Genomic DNA, 19,308 nt, shown 5'->3' on the forward strand with positions numbered 1-19,308 from the left:
GATTTGGGACGGCCGGCGCAGAACAAAGGTGCCCGGGGAGGGCGACCGCCTGATGAGGAAGCCGCGCGTGACCGCTGCGACAAGCGGGCCGGACGGACTGGCGCCAGCCGGCGATGTCGCGGCGATTGTCGCCGGAACGCATGGTAATCCTTTCGCGGTCCTCGGCGTGCAGGAAGCCGGCAAGAGTTTTGCCGCGCGCTGCTTCGTGCCCAACGCCGAATTCGTCACCGCCCACACGCTGGCCGGCAAGGACGTCGGCGAGCTCTCGCGCCGCGACGACGCCGGCTTCTTCGAGGGCAAGGTCTCGATCCGCAAGCGTCAGCCGCTGCGCTATCACGCCAGGAATGCCGGAGGCGACTGGTGGCTGACCGATCCCTATTCCTTCGGCCCGGTGCTGGGACCGATGGACGATTACTACATGGCCGAGGGCTCGCATCTGCGGCTCTTCGACAAGCTCGGCGCCCACATCATCGACCACGAGGGCGCGACCGGCGTGCATTTCGCCGTCTGGGCGCCCAACGCAAGGCGCGTCTCGGTGGTCGGCGCCTTCAACGACTGGGACGGCCGCCGGCATACGATGCGCGACCGCAAGGACACCGGCATCTGGGAGTTGTTCATTCCCGATCTCGTCGCCGGCCAGCCATATAAGTTCGAGATCATCGGTCCCGACGGCGTGCGGCTGCCGCTCAAGGCCGATCCGTTCGCCTTCGAGTCGGAACTGCGTCCGGCGACCGCCTCGGTGACGGCGCCGCCGATGGCTCATCAATGGGGCGACGAGGCGCATCGCAGCTACTGGCGCAAGGCCGATACGCGGCGCGAGGCGATGTCGATCTATGAGGTCCATGCCGGCTCGTGGCAGCGCCGCGACGACGGCACGTTCCTGTCATGGGACGAGCTCGCCGCCCGGCTGATCCCTTATGTGGTCGAGACCGGCTTCACCCATATCGAGTTCCTGCCGATCTCGGAGCACCCCTACGATCCGTCCTGGGGTTACCAGACCACCGGCCTCTACGCGCCGACCGCCCGCTTCGGCGATCCCGACGGCTTTGCCCGCTTCGTCGACGGCGCGCATCGCGCCGGTGTCGGCGTCATCCTCGACTGGGTGCCGGCGCATTTCCCGGTAGACCAGCACGGCCTTGTCCAATTCGACGGCACCGCGCTTTACGAGCATGCCGATCCGCGCCAGGGTTTTCATCCCGACTGGAACACCGCGATCTACAATTTCGGCCGCCGCGAAGTGGTTTCGTTTCTCGTCAACAACGCGTTGTTCTGGGCCGAGAAATACCATGTCGACGGACTGCGCGTCGACGCGGTCGCCTCGATGCTCTACCTCGATTATTCACGCAAGGCGGGCGAGTGGATCCCCAACGAGAAGGGTGGACGCGAGAACCTGCAGGCCGTCAGCTTCCTGCAGAAGATGAACAAGGAGCTCTATGGTCACCATCCCGGCGTCGTGACGATCGCCGAGGAATCCACCTCATGGCCGAAAGTCTCGCGCCCCGTGCATGAAGGCGGGCTCGGCTTCGGCTTCAAGTGGAACATGGGCTTCATGCACGACACGCTGGAGTATCTCTCCAAGGAGCCGATCTTCCGCAAGCACCACCACAACGACATCACCTTCGGCCTGACCTACGCCTTCTCGGAAAATTTCGTGCTGCCGCTCTCGCATGACGAGGTCGTGCACGGCAAAGGCACGCTGCTCAACAAGATGGCCGGCGACGACTGGCAGAAGTTCGCCACGCTGCGCGCCTACTACGCCTTCATGTGGGGCTATCCCGGCAAGAAGCTTTTGTTCATGGGCCAGGAATTCGCCCAGCGCCGGGAATGGAGCGAGGAACGCGCGCTCGACTGGGACCTGCTCGAATTCGCGCCGCATCGTGGCGTCTGGCAGACGGTGCGGGATCTGAACTACCTCTACCGCTCGCGCCCGGCGCTGCATGCCCGCGACTGCGAGCCGGAGGGCTTTTCCTGGCTGATCGTCGACGACCGCGACAATTCGGTTTTCGCCTGGGTGCGCAACGCGCCGGACGGCGATCCGATCGCCGTCATTTCCAATTTCACGCCGGTGCCGCGCGAGAACTATCGCGTGCCGCTTCCGAAGGCGGGAAAGTGGCGTGAAATCATCAACACGGATGCCGCCGACTATGGTGGCTCCGGCATGGGCAATGGCGGCACGGTCGAGGCAAGCGGGGAAGGAGGCGGCGTATCGGCGACGATGCTGTTGCCGCCACTGTCGACGATCATGCTGGAATTCGTCGCGGACTGAAGCAGATGATGTTTCATCTCGCTCTTGCAACGGTCCGAGCAGCTTGTTTGGGAGGGTAACAAAATGGCAGAGATCAAAAGAACCCAGCCGCTGGCACGCGATGCCATGGCCTATGTGCTGGCCGGCGGACGCGGCAGCCGGCTCAAGGAACTGACCGACCGGCGCGCCAAGCCCGCCGTCTATTTCGGCGGCAAGACGCGCATCATCGATTTCGCGCTCTCCAATGCGCTGAATTCCGGCATCCGCCGCCTCGGCGTCGCCACCCAGTACAAGGCGCATTCGCTGATCCGCCACCTGCAGCGCGGCTGGAACTTCCTGCGGCCCGAGCGAAACGAGAGCTTCGACATCCTGCCCGCATCGCAGCGCGTTTCGGAAACGCAGTGGTATGAAGGCACGGCCGACGCCGTCTACCAGAACATCGACATCATCGAGGCCTACGGCCCGGAATACATGGTCATCCTCGCCGGCGACCACATCTACAAGATGGATTACGAGCTGATGCTGCGCCAGCACGTCGACGCCGGCGCCGACGTCACCGTCGGCTGCCTCGAAGTGCCACGCATGGAGGCGACCGGCTTCGGCGTCATGCATGTCGACAAGAAGGACAACATCATCGCCTTCGTCGAAAAGCCCGCCGATCCACCCGGCATCCCCGACAAGCCGGAATTCGCCCTTGCGTCGATGGGCATCTATGTCTTCAGGACCAAGTTCCTCATGGAGCAGTTGCGCCGTGACGCGGCCGAGCCCGGCTCCAGCCGCGACTTCGGCAAGGATATCATCCCCTATATCGTCCAGCACGGTAAGGCGATCGCGCATCGCTTCGCCAAATCCTGTGTGCGCTCCTCGCACGAGGCCGAGCCCTATTGGCGCGACGTCGGAACCGTGGATGCCTATTGGGAAGCCAATATCGACCTCACCGACGTCACCCCCGAGCTCGACCTCTACGACCGCGACTGGCCGATCTGGACCTATGCCGAATTGAAGCCGCCGGCAAAGTTCGTGCATGACGAGGACGGCCGCCGCGGCGAAGCGATTTCCTCGCTGGTCTCCGGCGACTGCATCGTCTCCGGCGCATCGCTGCGCCGCAGCCTGATCTTCACCGGCGCGCGCATCAATTCCTATTCCAAGCTCGAGGAAGTTGTGATGCTGCCCGACGTCCAGGTCGGCCGCAACGCGCGCCTCAAGCGTGTCGTCATCGACCATGGCGTGAACATTCCGGAGGGACTGGTGGTCGGCGAGGATCCGGCGCTCGACGCCAAGCGCTTCCGCGTTTCGGAGAAGGGCATCTGCCTGATCACGCAGGATATGATCAACAAGCTGTCAACCTGACAAGGTTGATCAATCTGTCGACCGGATCAGTTGATCAGCAAGCTGTCAGGTCGATCAACAGATTGTCACTTTGACCTGTCACTTTGAGATCGGAATGTGGAGCGCATGCAGGTTCTCTCGGTCACGCCCGAAATCTTTCCGCTGATCAAGACCGGCGGGCTTGCCGACGTGACCGGCGCCCTGCCGATCGCGCTTGGCCCCAAGGGCGTGGCGATGCGCACGCTGGTCCCCGGCTATCCCGTCGTGATGGCGGCCTTCACCAAGAAGAAGGCCGTCTACCAATATCCGCTGCTGCAGGGCGGCAAGGCTTCGGTCCACGCCGTCAAGATCGGCGATCTCGACCTCTTCGTGCTCGACGCGCCGCACCTCTTTGATCGCCAGGGCGGCCCTTACGGCACCGCTTCCGGTGCCGATTGGCCGGACAATTGGCGGCGCTTCGCGGCCTTGAGCCAGGTCGGCGGCGACATCGCCGGCGGCGCCATTTCCGGCTACCTGCCTGACCTCGTGCATGCCCATGACTGGCAGTCGGCGATGACGCTTGCCTATATGCGCTACGGCAAGGCGGTCGGCGTGCCGTCGCTGATCACCGTGCACAACCTTGCCTTCCAGGGCCAGTTCGGCGCCGGCATCTTCGGCGAGCTCGGCTTGCCGGCCGTGGCGATGCAGCTCGACGGCGTCGAATATTATGGCGGCGTCGGCTATCTGAAGGCCGGCCTTCAGGCCGCGTGGGCGATCACCACGGTAAGCCCGACCTATGCGCAGGAAATCCGCGCGCCGGAATTCGGCATGGGCCTCGATGGGCTGATCAACATGCGCGCCACCGATCTCTACGGCATCGTTAACGGTATCGATGTCGATATCTGGAACCCCGGGACCGACAAGCATCTGGTCGCCAAATACTCGGCGGCGACCCTCGAAGCCCGAGCTAAGAACCGCAAGGCGGTCGAGGAGCGCTTCGGCCTGGAAGCGGACGGCAGTCCGATCGTCTGCGTCATCAGCCGGCTGACCTGGCAGAAGGGCATGGACATCCTGGCGGCGGTCGTCGACGGCATCGTCGCCGCCGGCGCGCGGCTGGCGATCCTGGGCTCGGGCGATGCCGGTCTCGAAGGCACGCTGCTTGCCGCCGCCGCCCGCCATCGCGGCCGTATCGGCGTCGTCGTCGGCTATGACGAAGGCCTTTCGCACACCATGCAGGGCGGCTGCGACGCCATCGTCATCCCCTCGCGCTTCGAGCCTTGCGGCCTCACCCAGCTCTATGGCCTGCGCTATGGCTGCGTGCCGATCGTCGCCAGGACAGGCGGCTTGGCCGACACCATCATCGACGCCAACGAGGCGGCGTTGTCGGCCGGTGTCGCCACGGGATTCCAGTTCGCGCCCAACAATGGCGGCGCGATGGTCCATGCCATCCAGCGTCTGGTCGAGGTTCACGCCAAGCCGACTGTCTGGGCCTCGATCCAGCGCCAGGGCATGAAGGCCGATGTCTCCTGGGACAAGAGCGCCGAGAAATACATCGAACTCTATCGCTTGCTGCTTTCGAAAAGGGCTGCCTGAGGCATGATCAGAACCGTCCCCACCAAACCCTATACCGACCAGAAGCCGGGCACGTCCGGTTTGCGCAAGAAGGTGCCCGTGTTCCAGCAGGAGCACTATGCCGAGAACTTCATCCAGTCGATCTTCGACGCGCTGGACGGTTTTCAGGGCAAGACGCTGGTGATCGGCGGCGACGGCCGCTTCTACAACCGCGAAGTCATCCAGAAGGCCATCGCGATCGCCGCCGGCAACGGCTTCGGCAAGGTGATGGTCGGCCAGGGCGGCATCCTGTCGACGCCGGCCGCCTCCAACATCATCCGCAAATACAAGACATTCGGCGGCATCATCCTGTCGGCCAGCCACAATCCGGGCGGCCCGCACGAGGATTTCGGCATCAAGTACAATGCCGGCAATGGTGGCCCGGCGCCGGAGAAAATCACCGACGCGATCTTCGCCAAGTCGAAGGAGATCAAGAGTTTCAAGATCGCCGACATCGACCAGATCGACATCGACAAGATCGGTACCGTCAAGGCCGGCGGAATGACGGTCGAGATCATCGATCCGGTCACCGACTATGCCGAGCTGATGGAGAGCCTGTTCGACTTCGACGCCATCCGCGCCAACTTCAAATACGGCTTCCGCATGCGCTTCGACGCCATGCACGCGGTGACCGGCCCCTACGCCAAGGAGATCCTCGAACGTCGTCTCGGCGCGCCGAACGGCACCTGTCGCAACTTCAAGCCACTGCCCGACTTCGGCGGCCATCACCCCGATCCAAACCTGGTCCATGCAAAGCATCTCTATGACGAGATGATGGGACCCGACGCGCCGGATTTCGGCGCCGCCTCCGACGGCGATGGCGACCGCAACCTGATCATCGGCAAGGGCATCTTCGTCACCCCGTCCGACTCGGTGGCGATGTTGGCCGCCAACGCCACTCTGGCGCCCGGCTACAAGGAAGGCCTGAAGGGCATCGCCCGCTCGATGCCGACCAGTGGCGCTGCCGACCGCGTCGCCGAAAAGCTCGGCATCGGCATCTATGAGACGCCGACCGGCTGGAAGTTCTTCGGTAATCTGCTCGACGCCGGCATGGCGACGATCTGCGGCGAGGAGAGCGCCGGCACCGGCTCCAACCACGTGCGCGAGAAGGACGGGCTGTGGGCCGTGCTTCTGTGGCTCAACATCCTCGCCGCGCGCGGCGAGAGCTGCAAGCAGATCGTCACCGAGCACTGGGCGACCTACGGGCGCAACTACTATTCGCGCCACGATTATGAGGAGGTCGAGAGCGATCGCGCCAACGCGCTGGTGGATGAGCTGCGCGCCAAGCTCGGCTCGCTGCCCGGTACCAGCGTGCGCGGCCTCAAGATCGCCAAGGCCGACGACTTTGCCTATCACGACCCCGTCGACGGCTCGGTGAGCAAGAACCAAGGCATCCGGATCCTGTTCGAGGGCGGCTCGCGCGTCGTGCTGCGCCTCTCCGGCACCGGCACCTCCGGTGCCACGCTGCGTGTCTATATCGAGCGCTACGAGCCGGACAAGGAGCGGCACGACCTCGACACCCAGGAAGCGCTCGCCGACCTCATCGCCGCCGCCGACGACATCGCCGGAATAAAGAGCCACACCGGCCGCAACAAGCCGAGCGTGATTACTTGAGGGTGGGGGTGGAGGTTGCCCCTTCTCCCCTTGTGGGAGAAGGTGGCCGAGCGAAGCTCGGACGGATGAGGGGTACTCCCGCTTGGCGCAAACCTGCGCCCAGAACACCGGCGCCTCATTCCTTCCAACACCCCTCATCCGTTTCGGCGCTTCGCGCCGATCCACCTTCTCCCACAAGGGGAGAAGGGAAGGCGCGCCCGTGACCCAACTCGGCGCTACCGTCACTCCCGAAGGCATCCGCTTCGCCGCCTGGTCGTCGTCGGCGAGACGTCTCTGGGTCTCGATTTTTGACGACAGCGGCGCACGCGAAGTCGATCGGCTGGAGCTGAAACCGGCAGGCGAGGGCGTGTATGCGTTGCTCGTCCCCGGCCTCGCCGAGGGCACGCGATACGGGCTTCGCGCCGATGGCGATTATGCGCCGGAGCGCGGCCAGTGGTTCGATCCGAACAAGCTTCTCACCGACCCCTATGCCGTCGAGATCGATCGCCCCTACCAATATCATTGGCGGCTGGCGGCCAAACGCAACGAAGGCGCCGACACCGCACCCCTGATGCCCAAGGCGATCGTGGTCGCGCTGCCAAAGGCCGTGGCGCCCCGGCCGCCGCTGTTCCAGCCTGGCGGCCTGATCTACGAGCTCAACGTCCGTTCCTTCACCAGGCTGCACCCAGATGTGCCGGAAGCGCAGCGCGGCACGATCGCGGCGCTCGCCCATCCGGCCATCATCGATCACCTGCAGCGTCTCGGTGTCTCGGCCGTCGAGTTGATGCCGGTCACCGCATCGATCGACGAGCGCCATCTGCCGCCGCTGGGCCTCAGCAATGCCTGGGGCTACAACCCCGTGACCTTCATGGCGCTCGACCCGCGCCTGGCGCCTGGCGGCCTCAAGGATTTGCGCGACACCGTCGCAGCGCTCCGCAAGGCAGGCATCGGCACCATCCTCGACCTCGTCTTCAACCACACCGGCGAAAGCGACCGGCTTGGGCCGACGCTGTCGCTGCGCGGGCTCGATGCGCAGGCCTATTACCGGCATCAGCCGGACGGCCGGCTGGTCAACGACACCGGCACCGGCAACACCATCGCCTGCGATCATCCTGTCGTGCGCGAGATGGTGCTCGACACGCTGCGCCATTTCGTCCGGCTCGCCGGCGTCGACGGCTTCCGCTTCGACCTGGCCCCGGTGCTCGGCCGTATCGACGGCGCCTTCGATCCTGACGCGGCGCTGCTTCGGGCCATCGCCGACGATTCCGTGCTCGCCGACCGCGTGCTGATCGCCGAGCCCTGGGATGTCGGTCCGAACGGCTACCAGCTCGGCAATTTCCGGCCGCCATATCTGGAGTGGAACGACCGCTGCCGCGACGATGTCAGGCGCTTCTGGCGCGGCGATGCCGGCGTGATCGGCTCGATCGCCACGCGGCTCGCCGGATCCTCCGATGTCTTCGGCCGGGACGGCCGGCCGACGAGCCGCACCGTCAATTTCATCGCCGCGCATGACGGCATGACGCTGGCCGACATCGTCGCCTATGAGCGCAAGCACAACGAGGCCAATGGCGAGCAGAACCGCGACGGCCACAATGACAATCTGTCCTGGAACAACGGTGCCGAGGGCGATACGGACGACGCGGCGATCGCCAACGCGCGTTTCGATGACCAGTGCGCGCTTCTGGCGACGCTTTTCGCCTCGCGCGGCACCATCATGCTGACCGCAGGCGACGAGTTCGGCCGCACGCAAAAGGGCAACAACAACGCCTATGCGCAGGACAATGCCATCACCTGGCTCGACTGGGCGGGCCGCGACCTGGCGCTGGAACAATACGCTTCGTCGCTCGCCTCGCTGCGCCACGCCTTCCCGGTGCTGGCGGATCCGAATTTCCTGACCGGCGAGCCCGTGGACGGATCGGAAATCCCCGACGTGGCATGGCTGACCGAGACCGGCACGCCGCTCGGCGAGTCCGACTGGAACGATCCCGGCCGGCATCGCCTCGTCATGCTGCTCGGCGACAGCGGGGGCGGGCGCCTTGCGGTCATGATCAATGGCGACCGCCGCCAATCTGTCTTCAGTCTGCCGGCACGGGACGGATTTGAATGGCGCCCGGCAATCGAGACGCAGCCGGTCGACGTCGCGCGGCCGCTGCCTGGCCGAAGTGTGAGTTTCATGATTGAGCGGCAGGCGGCGAAGCCCCACGCCAGGAAGGGTTCGTAATGACTGGCGACAATCCGCAACAGGGCAACGAATGGTGGCGCGGCTGCGTCATCTACCAAGTCTATCCGCGCTCCTTCCAGGATACGAGCGGCGACGGCAGCGGTGACTTGAAGGGCGTCACCGCACGGCTCGCCCATATCGCTTCGCTGGGTGCCGACGCCGTCTGGCTATCGCCCTTCTTCAAGTCGCCGATGGCCGATATGGGCTATGATGTGTCCGACTATCGCGATGTCGATCCGACGTTCGGAACACTGGAAGATTTCGACGCGCTCATCGCCGAGGCGCACCGGCTCGGTCTGAAACTCATCATCGACCAGGTGATTTCGCACTCTTCCGACGAGCATGAGTGGTTCGTCGAAAGCCGCGCCAGCCGCGACAATGCGAAAGCCGATTGGTACGTCTGGGCTGATGCCAAGCCTGACGGCAATGCCCCCAACAACTGGCTGTCGGTGTTCGGCGGGCCGTCCTGGGAATGGGACGCCACTCGCCGGCAGTATTACATGCACAATTTCCTCGCCGCGCAGCCGGACTTGAACTTCCACAATCGCGACGTTCAGGACGCGCTTTTGGACACCGTGCGCTTCTGGCTGGAGCGCGGCGTCGACGGCTTCAGGCTGGACACCGTCAACTACTATGTCCACGACCGCTGGCTGCGCGACAACCCGCCCTTGGCGTCAAGCGTGGCCGGCACCAACGGTTCGACCAGCACCTATGGCTTCCAGGAGCATCTGTTCGACAAGACGCGCCCCGAGAACCTCGATTTCCTGAAACGCTTCCGAGCGCTGCTCGATGAATATCCGGACCGTGCCGCGGTTGGCGAGATCGGTGACGAGGAGCGTTCCCTGCAGACGCTGGCCGCTTACGTGTCCGGCGGCGACAAGCTGCAGATGTGCTACACCTTCGACCTGCTCAGCCCGCAATTCTCAGCCGCGCATGTGCGGGGCTGCGTCGAGGCTTTCGAGAACGCCGTCGCCGACGGCTGGGTGTGCTGGGCCTTCTCCAACCATGATGTCGTGCGCCATGTCAGCCGCTGGACCAGGCCCGGCGGCAATCCCGACACGGTGGCGAAATTCGCAATCGCATTGCTTTCCTGTCTGCGCGGCTCGATCTGCCTCTATCAGGGCGAGGAACTCGGCCTCGAGGAGGCGGAGCTCGCCTATGAGGATCTGCGCGATCCGGTCGGCATCCGCTTCTGGCCGGGCGTGAAGGGCAGGGACGGCTGCCGCACCCCGATGGTCTGGCAGGCGGAGGCGGACAATGCCGGCTTCTCCACCGGCAAGCCCTGGCTGCCGGTGCCGCAGACGCATCGTGCCCGCGCGGTCGACGTTCAGGATGGCGAGCATGGTTCGGTCGTGTCCGCCTATCGCTCCATCCTGGCGCTGCGCAGGCGCCATCCGGCGCTGGTCGGCGGCTCGATCCGCTTCCTCGATGCCGACGGCGATGTGCTGGCCTTTGTCCGCGAAGACGGCGGCGAGAGGCTGCTTTGCGTCTTCAACTTCGCCGGCGAACCGGCAGGCTGGACGCTGCCGGCGGAGATCGGGCAGATCGAAGCGATCGACCTCGCGGTCGATGCGTCCGGCTCTCCCGAGGAGGGAGCGCTCACGCTGCCTCCGCTCGGCTGTTTCCTCGCGCGGGTAGCCTGACGGGCAGCTTACTGGACGAGCACCGAGCGTCCGCAACTTGCGCCCGTGACACGCACGTCGGCCTCGCCGACATGCACGCCAAGTGCGCCAAGCACGTTGTAGACGAGGTCGTCGACCGGGGCGGTCACGCCGTTCAGCAGCGTCGTCACCGCCGGCTTCACCGTGCCGAGCAGGGCGGTCACGTCGATGCCGAGCCCCAGCGCATTGACCGACAGCGACAGATTGTTGACCAGCGATGTCGTCAGCGACTGCGTCAAATTCTTCGTCGACACCGTCTTGATCGTCTTGTTGGCGATGTCGGTGGCGCTATAGGTCAGGGTGGTCGGCGTCATGTTGGTGACCGAGAAGGCCGACTGCCCGTTGATCTGCAGAAGGTTGAGGTTGATCAGGAGCAGCTTGAGGCTGACATCCGCGATCTCCGCGTCGGAGAAGGATTGCGGCCTGGTGAAGTCGGCGAAGCCGCTGGCGCTGCTGTCGGCAAGGTGGGCCGCGACCACACCCGGCTGCGCGGCGATCGAAACCTTGATGCTGGAAGGGCCGGTCGGGCAGCTGATATCGGTCAGCTTGGCTTCGGCATAAGCGACCTCGACATTGAGCGGCAGGTTGACCGAAAGCAGCTTGACGCCGCCGCCCAGGTTTACGCCGGCGTTACCATTTCCGTTGCCGTAACCGTTGCCATTGTTGCCGTTGCCAATGCCGACGCTGGCGTTGAGCTTGATGCGCGTCTGTGCCGTGCGCACCACGGTGCCCGCTTCTCCCACCGCCAGCCAGGGCGAGTTCTGCATCGGCTCGCCGATAGCGATGGCAAGCGTCGTCGAGGTCAGCCCCGGCATGGTGGCGCCGAGATCGACCGTGGCCTGGTTCGTGCCGTTGGCGAGTGCTGCCGCCGCCGTCAGCATGCTGAGCGCGCTGGCATTCACCGATAGCCCGGCGGGTTGTTGTCCGAGGCCGAGGCTGCCCACCGAGCCCAGGTCGACGAGATTGCTGAGCGGAATCCTGGCCGTATTGGTGGCGCTCGAGGCCATGGTCTGCAGCGCGATCTTGGCCGTGCGGTCGAGCCCCGGCACATTGGCCATGGCGGTGGCGATCTGGCCGATCGTCGCCTTCGAGGCGAGCACGTCGGAATAGGAAACGCCGGTCAGTCTCAACTGCACGGCAAGCTGGTCGACGAAGGAGAGCACGTCGACGTCGGCCGAAATCAGCGAATTGTAATCCATCACGCTTAGCGAGATGTTGCCGCCGAGAAGGCTGCCGAGAAGCGCGTTGATGATGCCGCCATTGAGGCTGGCGAGCCGAGAGCCGACCGAAAAAGCCGCTTGCGGCTGGGCGCTGGCGATTGCCGTCGTGCCGATGGTGGGCGGTGCCATGATCGAGCCGGCGAAATAAAGCGTGCCCTGCTTCTTCAGCGACACCTGGACGGCATTGTAGGGCAGCTTGCCTGCCTCGAACCGGCTGCCGGCAGCAATGGTGCTGACGCCCGTGTAGCGCCCGGGCACGACCTGGACGACGGCCTTGGTGGCGGTTGGCGCTATGGTCTTGCCTTCTTGCTGCACGGCGACCGAGGTGATGCCGTTGTCGCTGAGCGTCGTCAGCACCGCCTGCTGGGCATTGGTGATGTTCGATGCCGCGGTGATGGCGGCAAGGTCGACGATCGACTGCGCGGCGCGTCGTTCGTTGTAAAGCGAACCCTCGTCGATCGCGAAGGCGGTAAGTGCCAGCGCCACTGGCGTGCACAGCGCCGTCATCACGGCGAAATTCGCGCTCCGGTCGGCGAGCAGCCGTCTGATCGCCGACATCAATCCCCCCTTGATGGCATCATATGCCTCCGACGCGGATCGTCGATTGACTCTGGATCGTCGTGCCTGGCAGCGGCAGAGTCCGGAACAGGTTCCAGATCGGCAGGTTGCGCGCATCGTAGCTGACCGAGACGATGAACTGGCTGCCGTCGGCGGCGCTGTCCTGTGCGTTGACGGTCAGCTTGTTCGGATCGACGAAGGGATAGCCCGCGACGTCGTGAGCGATGAAATCGGTAACCAGCGCCTGCCGTTCGGTCTGATTGAGGCCGGCAATCGCCGTTCGCGCTGCGTCGGCGGCGATCTGCTGCACCGAATGGCTGGCACCGAAATAGACACCATATGCAACCATGCCGAGCAATAGCAGGATGAAGATCGGCGCCAGCATGGCGAATTCGATTGCTGACGTGCCCGCGGCGTCCGCCCGGAAACGAGACCAAGAAACGGGGAGTTTTCGGTTCTTCAGCATGGTGCGAACAATGCCAAAACCTGCCTGCAAAAACAGAAAACGCCTCGAACAACCGGCAGGTGTGCCAAGTTGAAAGCAAGCTATAAGTTTTAGATATCGCTGTTTTAGCGCGATGACGCTCACTTAGCGTCAAGCAGGCAAATGGTTGAAATAAGATTTCGCTCTGTCTAGTCTCCTGCCACCAGTCGCCGGAAGAGACCGGCGGCACGCTTGAAACGGGGCTGTTTCAACGGTTCCGGAGCGTCAACACTTAAGTAGGCGCGGCTGAGGGGCTGCGCCGACAGGGAGAGACTTCATGCTGAAAAACATGCTGAAGGCGACGGTGTTCGCCGCCACCATGGCTCTGGCCACGGGTTCCTTCTATACGCACGCTTTTGCCGAAACCGTCTACAACCGCGGAAGCGCCGCCGAGGCGGAGACGGTCGATCCGCACAAGACGTCGACGACCTACGAAGCCGATATCATACGCGACCTGTTCCAGGGTCTCGTCATGCATGACCAGAAGACGAACCTCATTCCAGGTGCCGCCGAAAGCTGGACGGTGTCCGACGACGGCACTGTCTACACCTTCAAGCTGCGCAAGGATGGCCTCTGGTCGGATGGCAGCCCGGTGACGGCGGACGACTTCGTCTATTCGTTCCATCGGCTGGAAGATCCGGCCACCGCCGCCGAATATGCCTCGATGCTCTATCCCGTGAAGGGGGCCGAGGACTTCAACACCAAGAAGGGCAAGGCCGAGGATATGGGCGTGAAGGCGATCGACGCCAACACGCTGGAAGTCACGCTGAAGGCGCCAACGCCTTACTTCCTGGAGATGCTGACCCATCAGGCGACCTATCCTGTCAGCAAGGCCTCGATCGACAAGCTCGGCGCCGACTGGATCAAGCCCGGCAAGCTGGTTTCCAATGGTGCTTATACGCTGGCCGAATGGGTACCCAACGACCATCTGAAACTGGCCAAAAATCCGAAATTCTGGGACGCCGCGAGCGTGAAGCTCGACGTGGTCAACTACATTCCGACCGAGGATCGCTCGTCGGCGATGAAGCGCTTCGAGGCCGGCGAACTCGACAGCTATGGTGATCTGCCGACCGAACAGCTGGCCGATCTCAAGGCCAAATTCGGTGACCAGGTCCGTGTCGGGCCGTATCTCGGCACCTATTATTACGCGGTCAAGACCGACAAGGCGCCGTGGAACAATGTCGAGCTGCGCAACGCCATCTCGATGGCGATCGATCGCGACTTCCTCGCCGAGAAGGTCTGGCAGAACTCGATGCTGCCTGGATATTCGATGGTGCCTCCGGGTATCGAGGGCTACACGCCGGCACTGGCCAAATATGCCGACATGCCGCAGATCGATCGTGAGGACGCTGCCAAGAAGATCCTCGAGAAGCTCGGCTATACACCCGAGCATCCGTTGAAGATGGAAATCCGATACAATACCTCGGAGAACCATAAGAACACGGCGGTCGCCATCCAGGAGCAGCTGAAGCCTCTCGGCGTCGAGGTAACGCTGCTCAACACCGACACCAAGACCCACTACGGCTTCCTCGAGCAGAAGGGCAATTACGACGTCGCCCGCGCCGCCTGGATCGCCGACTACAAGGATCCGGAGACCTTCCTCGGCATCTCGCGCAAGGCGAGCGGCAACAACTACTCGAACTATGACAGCCCGGCCTATGAGGCCGCGATGGACAAGGCAGCCGCCGCCGGTGGCAAGCCTGAGGAGCGCATGAAGGACCTCTCCGAGGCCGAACGCATCCTCATCGACGACGTCGGCGAAATCCCGCTTCTCTACTACAGTTTCCACGACATCGTGTCCTCGAAGGTGCATGGCTTCGACGACAACGTGATGGACATTCATCCGTCCCGCTTCATCTCCAAGGACTGACAAGTAAACTTGGCCGTGCCGCCGCTCCCTTTTTGGGAGCGGCGGCCGCGGTCTGTCGTCGTGCCGGGCCGAAAGTCGGGTTGGATTTTCGGTGATGCCGGTGCGAAGATCAGAGATGCCAGCGCGCCACGGATCTTCGACTGGAGAGCTGTCGCCCTGGCTGAAGCGGGGCGCCGATGCTGCGTTATGTCTTCCGGCGGCTGTTGACCGCCATCCCGACGCTTTTCGTCATCGTGACGGTGGCGTTCTTCCTGATCCGCGTCGCCCCTGGCGGCCCGTTCAACCAGGAACGGGGCCTGAGCCCTGAGATCAAGGCCAATCTCGAAGCACAGTTCGGCCTCAACGATCCGCTCTGGCTGCAATATGTCCACTATCTCGGCAACCTTTTGCGCGGCAATTTCGGCCCGAGCTACAATCTGCCGGATTTCACCGTCACCGAGCTCTTCGCCAAGGGCCTGCCGATCTCGATCCAGATCGGCACCTCGGCGCTGGTGCTGGCGCTGCTGCTCGGCTCCGTCCTCGGCACCATCGCGGCGCTCAACCAGAACAGAATGGCCGACTATTCGGTGATCGCTTTGGCCACCGCCGGCAGCACTATCCCGACCTTCGTCATCGCGCCGGTGATCCAGCTCGTCTTCGGGCTGTCCTGGAAGCTGTTGCCGATCGGCGGCTGGGGCGACGGCGCCTTGATCAACAAGGTCGGTCCGGTGCTGACGCTGGCCTTGCCGCAGATCGCCATCGTCGCCCGCCTGATGCGCGGCTCGATGATTGAAAGCCTGCGCTCGCACCATATCCGCACCGCCCGCGCGCTCGGTCTGTCCGACTGGTCGGTGGTGGTCAAGCACGCGCTGCGCGGCGCCGTCCTGCCGATCGTCTCCTTCACCGGCCCGGCGGCCGCGGCGCTGCTTACCGGCTCGATCATCGTCGAGACCATCTTCTCCATTCCGGGCGTCGGCCGCTATTTCGTCGATGCAGCCCTCAACCGCGACTACACGCTGGTCATGGGCACCGTGGTGGTGATCGCGGTCTTCACCATCGTCTTCAACCTGATCGTCGATCTTCTCTACGCGGTCGTCGATCCGAGGGTGCGCTATGACTGACCTTGCAGTCGCCGTTCCGGAGCCGATCGTCGGCCGCTCGCTCTGGGGCAACGCCTGGGCGCGGCTGAAGCGCAACCGCGCCGCCATGTTCAGCCTTTATTACCTGGCATTCATCGCCGTCATCAGCGTGTTCGGCCCAATGGTCGTGCCGCACGAATACACCACCATCTACGGCGACTATGTGCGCATGCCGCCGAGCCTGTCGGCCTATCCGAAGCCCGACATGATCCAGGGCGCGCTGAGCGATGCCATCAAACGCATGCGCGCCGACATCAAGGAATGGCACCAGGACGGCAATCGCGTCATCGTCACCGTCACTTCGACCAAGCCGATCGACGACCGCAACATCCGCTATCTCGACCGCTCCGACGCCTTCGACGACACCAGGATCGAGAACAAGTCGGCCGACGGGCTGCAAGTGACGATGAGTTCGGCCATCAAGCAGCAATATTTCCTGTTCGGCACCGACAACACCGGCCGCGACCTGCTCTCGCGCACGCTGATGGCCGGCCGCATCTCGCTGGCGATCGGCCTGCTTGCCGGCGTCGTCGCCGGCGTCATCGGCGTCATCTACGGCGCGGCCGCGGGCTTTGCCGGCGGCCGGGTCGACGAGGTGATGATGCGCATCGTCGACGTGCTCTATTCGCTGCCCTTCATCTTCTTCGTCATCATGCTGGTGGTGTTCTTCGGTCGCAACTTCGTGCTGATGTTTTTGGCCGTGGGCGCGGTGTTGTGGCTCGACATGGCCCGCATCGTGCGCGGCCAGGCGCTGTCGATCCGCAGGCAGGAATACGTCCAGGCGGCGGAGGCGATGGGCGTCGGCCAGCGCGGCATCCTGTTGCGCCACGTCATCCCCAATCTGCTCGGCCCAGTCGTCATCTACATGACGCTGCTGGTGCCGCAGGTCATCATCCTGGAGAGCTTCCTCTCCTTCCTCGGTCTCGGCGTGCAGGAGCCGATGACCAGCTGGGGCGTGCTGATCTCGGTCGGCGCCAAGAACATCGGTTATGCCAATTGGCTGCTGCTGTTCCCGGCCTTCTTCCTCGTCTCGACGCTGTTCGCCCTGAATTTCGTCGGTGACGGCCTGCGCGACGCGCTCGACCCGAAAGATCGCTGACATGGCTTCTGAAACGATCCTCTCCGTCAAGGACCTGCGCGTCCGCTTCCAGACGCTCGACGGCGCCGTCGATGCGGTCAAAGGCATCAACATCAACGTCAAGGCAGGGGAGACGGTCGCCGTCGTCGGCGAATCCGGGTCCGGAAAAAGCCAGACGATGATGGCGGCGATGAACCTTCTGTCCTCCAATGGCGAGGCGACGGGCCATGTCGACTATCGCGGCCGGAACCTTCTGACCATGCCGAAGAGCGAGCTCAATAAGGTGCGCGGCCGCAAGATCAGCATGATCTTCCAGGAGCCGATGACCTCGCTCGACCCGCTCTACACCATCGGCAACCAGCTGATGGAACCGATCCGCCGCCACCGCGGGCTCTCCGGGCCGGCGGCACGCGAAGAAGCGCTGAAGCTTCTGCGGCTGGTGCACATCCCCGATCCCGAGCGGCGGATGAAATCCTATCCGCACGAAATGTCGGGCGGCCAGCGCCAGCGCGTCATGATCGCCATGGCTCTGGCCAACGATCCCGACATCCTGATCGCCGACGAGCCGACCACGGCGCTCGACGTCACCATCCAGGCGCAGATCCTGATGCTGCTCGCCGAATTGCAGCGCAAGCTCGGCATGGCGATCGTCTTCATCACCCACGATCTCGGCATCGTGCGTCGCTTCGCCGACCGCGTCTACGTCATGCGCCAGGGCGAGGTGGTGGAGGAGGGCGAGGCCGAAGCGCTCTTCGCCAACCCTCAGCACGCCTACACCAAGATGCTGCTCGCGGCCGAGCCGACCGGCACCAAGGCGCCGCCGCCGGCCAACGCGCCGGTGCTGCTCGAAGGCCGCAACGTCGAGGTCGTGTTCAAGATCGGCGGCGGCTTCCTCGGCGGCGAGCCGCTGATGCTGCGCGCCGTGGACAAGATCTCGATCCGGCTGAAGCGCAACCAGACGATCGGCATCGTCGGCGAGTCCGGTTCGGGCAAGTCGACGCTCGGCCGCGCGCTGCTCAGGCTGCTACCCAGCGACGGCGTCATCCGCTTCGGCGACCGCGATATTTCCGAGGCCGACAGGCGGGCGATGCGGCCGCTGCGGCACGAACTGCAACTGGTCTTCCAGGACCCGTTCGGCTCGCTGTCGCCCCGCATGACCATCGGCCAGGTGATCACCGAGGGCCTTTTGGTGCACGAGCCCGCGCTGACCGGCAAGCAGCGTGATCAGCGCGCCGTCGAGGCGTTGCGCGAGGTCGGCCTCGACCCCAATGCGCGCAACCGCTACCCGCACGAATTCTCCGGCGGCCAGCGCCAGCGCATCGCCATCGCCCGCGCCATGATCCTGAAGCCGAAAGTGGTGGTGCTGGACGAGCCGACCTCGGCACTCGATCGCTCGGTGCAGAAGCAGATCGTCGAGCTGTTGCGCAAGCTGCAGGCCGACCACCAGCTTTCCTACCTGTTCATCAGCCACGACCTCGCCGTGGTGCGCGCCATGGCCGACTACATCATCGTCATGAAGCAGGGAAAGATCGTCGAGGAGGGGCCGACGGAAGAGATCTTCGGCAGTCCGCGCGAAGCTTACACGCAGACGCTGATGAACGCGGCGATCGATTCGACACGGTTCCGCATGAGCGCTTGAAGCCTGGCGGCCGGCTCACTGCGCGGAGGCGCACCTTTGCTTCCGCGCCGCGCCGATCGCCTGCTGCTGCCGTTGCAGCCGTTCGATCTTCGCCGTTTCGCGATTGGCCACCGCCGTCTTCACCCGCTCGCCGCCGAGCAGCCACGTTGGGACACTGGTGTTCGCGACCCTGCCGCGGGCGATCGCGGTGCGCGAGATATCGGTCGCGATGTCGCCGAGTTCGCTGTTGAGCTCGACGCAGCTCATCCTGTCGTATTTCGCCGGACTGATCGACGCGACGGTCGACGAGCAGCCTGCCGCCAGAAGCAGCGTTGTGATCGAAATGGGGGTAAGCGTGAACTTCATTCTCTTGTTAAGGCGCTCCGCTGGGTCTGTGCTCGGTCAAACACGACAGAACGGCCATTAGGTCAAAGTAAGGGCCGGCTGTCGAGCACAATGGGCGGCGGCAGTCGTTCCAGCCGCGGTTCGACGCTGAAAGGTTAATGCGGGAAGGTGGGCGAAGCCAAAGGCAACCGTCGACCTGATGCTCCTGATGCGCGTCGCAACTGGGGCAATTGCAACAAAAGCATGTACCGGCGTTCCGCGAGAAATTACGTAAAAACAAAGGCTTAGAGATGCTCTGTGATTTTGGTAAATCGTGGAATGCTCTAGGTTGCCTGCCATTCGTGCCGTCGACCTGCCGGCGATGGCTGACGCGCAGTC

Annotated in this window: 13 protein-coding genes; 10 read left to right on the forward strand and 3 right to left on the reverse strand. The window is 64.0% G+C overall.

Going from position 1 to position 19,308, the window contains the following annotated elements:
- Positions 1 to 52 precede the first annotated feature (52 nt).
- From glgB to bglA, 6 genes are all read left to right on the forward strand, one after another.
- Positions 53 to 2,266 (forward strand): 1,4-alpha-glucan branching protein GlgB, encoded by a 2,214-nt coding sequence (gene glgB / locus DPM33_RS03375; protein WP_112095964.1) that lies wholly within the window; start codon positions 53 to 55, stop codon positions 2,264 to 2,266.
- Between the two features lie 63 nt (positions 2,267 to 2,329).
- The gene (glgC, locus tag DPM33_RS03380; RefSeq protein WP_112095504.1) at positions 2,330 to 3,595 is read left to right on the forward strand and encodes a glucose-1-phosphate adenylyltransferase; all 1,266 of its coding nucleotides are present in this window, start codon (positions 2,330 to 2,332) and stop codon (positions 3,593 to 3,595) included.
- Positions 3,596 to 3,700: 105 nt separating this feature from the next.
- Complete coding sequence (gene glgA / locus DPM33_RS03385; protein WP_112095506.1) at positions 3,701 to 5,146, forward strand: glycogen synthase GlgA; 1,446 nt, start codon at positions 3,701 to 3,703, stop codon at positions 5,144 to 5,146.
- Between the two features lie 3 nt (positions 5,147 to 5,149).
- Positions 5,150 to 6,778: an alpha-D-glucose phosphate-specific phosphoglucomutase gene (locus tag DPM33_RS03390; RefSeq protein WP_112095508.1), complete on the forward strand. Its 1,629-nt coding sequence runs from the start codon at positions 5,150 to 5,152 to the stop codon at positions 6,776 to 6,778.
- 199 nt (positions 6,779 to 6,977) lie between these two features.
- Entirely contained in the window at positions 6,978 to 8,978 is a 2,001-nt protein-coding gene (gene glgX, locus DPM33_RS03395) for a glycogen debranching protein GlgX (RefSeq protein ID WP_112095509.1), read from the forward strand.
- Positions 8,978 to 10,621 (forward strand): beta-galactosidase BglA, encoded by a 1,644-nt coding sequence (bglA, locus tag DPM33_RS03400; protein WP_112095511.1) that lies wholly within the window; start codon positions 8,978 to 8,980, stop codon positions 10,619 to 10,621. Before glgX ends, bglA begins: the two co-directional genes overlap by 1 nt.
- Before the next feature lie 8 nt (positions 10,622 to 10,629).
- Here bglA and DPM33_RS03405 read toward each other — a convergent pair whose 3' ends face one another.
- Both DPM33_RS03405 and DPM33_RS03410 read right to left on the reverse strand, forming a co-directional pair.
- On the reverse strand, positions 10,630 to 12,417 hold the full coding sequence (locus tag DPM33_RS03405; RefSeq protein ID WP_112095513.1) for a TadG family pilus assembly protein: 1,788 nt from the start codon (positions 12,415 to 12,417) through the stop codon (positions 10,630 to 10,632).
- Positions 12,418 to 12,436: 19 nt separating this feature from the next.
- A complete protein-coding gene (locus tag DPM33_RS03410; RefSeq protein WP_245441977.1) occupies positions 12,437 to 13,006 on the reverse strand; it encodes a TadE/TadG family type IV pilus assembly protein in 570 nt (189 codons plus the stop codon).
- 172 nt (positions 13,007 to 13,178) lie between these two features.
- On the opposite strand from DPM33_RS03410, the gene DPM33_RS03415 reads away from it, so the two are divergent.
- The 4 genes from DPM33_RS03415 (at position 13,179) to DPM33_RS03430 (ending at position 18,606) form a co-directional block, all read left to right on the forward strand.
- Positions 13,179 to 14,771: a peptide ABC transporter substrate-binding protein gene (locus tag DPM33_RS03415; protein ID WP_112095517.1), complete on the forward strand. Its 1,593-nt coding sequence runs from the start codon at positions 13,179 to 13,181 to the stop codon at positions 14,769 to 14,771.
- A 176-nt stretch (positions 14,772 to 14,947) separates the two neighbouring features.
- Positions 14,948 to 15,871 (forward strand): ABC transporter permease subunit, encoded by a 924-nt coding sequence (locus DPM33_RS03420; protein WP_112095519.1) that lies wholly within the window; start codon positions 14,948 to 14,950, stop codon positions 15,869 to 15,871.
- Positions 15,864 to 16,988, forward strand: a complete 1,125-nt coding sequence (locus DPM33_RS03425; RefSeq protein ID WP_112095521.1) for an ABC transporter permease — start codon at positions 15,864 to 15,866, stop codon at positions 16,986 to 16,988. The genes DPM33_RS03420 and DPM33_RS03425 overlap by 8 nt, the downstream gene beginning before the upstream one ends.
- A gap of 1 nt (position 16,989) precedes the next feature.
- The gene (locus tag DPM33_RS03430) at positions 16,990 to 18,606 is read left to right on the forward strand and encodes an ABC transporter ATP-binding protein (RefSeq protein WP_112095523.1); all 1,617 of its coding nucleotides are present in this window, start codon (positions 16,990 to 16,992) and stop codon (positions 18,604 to 18,606) included.
- Positions 18,607 to 18,621: 15 nt separating this feature from the next.
- Here the strand turns inward: DPM33_RS03430 and DPM33_RS03435 are convergent, their stop codons facing one another.
- Positions 18,622 to 18,951: a hypothetical protein gene (locus DPM33_RS03435; RefSeq protein WP_112095525.1), complete on the reverse strand. Its 330-nt coding sequence runs from the start codon at positions 18,949 to 18,951 to the stop codon at positions 18,622 to 18,624.
- Between the last annotated feature and the right edge of the window lie 357 nt (positions 18,952 to 19,308).

It is taken from the genome of Mesorhizobium hawassense (genome assembly GCF_003289945.1).
Taxonomy (GTDB): domain Bacteria; phylum Pseudomonadota; class Alphaproteobacteria; order Rhizobiales; family Rhizobiaceae; genus Mesorhizobium; species Mesorhizobium hawassense.

Bases quoted from the DNA above. Each gene is read 5' to 3' on its own strand.
- DPM33_RS03435 (WP_112095525.1), bottom strand. From the start codon at position 18,951: ATGAAGTTCACGCTTACCCCCATTTCGATCACAACGCTGCTTCTGGCG.
- DPM33_RS03425 (WP_112095521.1), top strand. From the start codon at position 15,864: ATGACTGACCTTGCAGTCGCCGTTCCGGAGCCGATCGTCGGCCGCTCG.
- bglA (WP_112095511.1), top strand. From the start codon at position 8,978: ATGACTGGCGACAATCCGCAACAGGGCAACGAATGGTGGCGCGGCTGC.
- DPM33_RS03420 (WP_112095519.1), top strand. From the start codon at position 14,948: ATGCTGCGTTATGTCTTCCGGCGGCTGTTGACCGCCATCCCGACGCTT.
- DPM33_RS03390 (WP_112095508.1), top strand. From the start codon at position 5,150: ATGATCAGAACCGTCCCCACCAAACCCTATACCGACCAGAAGCCGGGC.
- DPM33_RS03415 (WP_112095517.1), top strand. From the start codon at position 13,179: ATGCTGAAAAACATGCTGAAGGCGACGGTGTTCGCCGCCACCATGGCT.
- DPM33_RS03405 (WP_112095513.1), bottom strand. From the start codon at position 12,417: ATGTCGGCGATCAGACGGCTGCTCGCCGACCGGAGCGCGAATTTCGCC.
- DPM33_RS03430 (WP_112095523.1), top strand. From the start codon at position 16,990: ATGGCTTCTGAAACGATCCTCTCCGTCAAGGACCTGCGCGTCCGCTTC.
- glgC (WP_112095504.1), top strand. From the start codon at position 2,330: ATGGCAGAGATCAAAAGAACCCAGCCGCTGGCACGCGATGCCATGGCC.
- glgA (WP_112095506.1), top strand. From the start codon at position 3,701: ATGCAGGTTCTCTCGGTCACGCCCGAAATCTTTCCGCTGATCAAGACC.
- glgB (WP_112095964.1), top strand. From the start codon at position 53: ATGAGGAAGCCGCGCGTGACCGCTGCGACAAGCGGGCCGGACGGACTG.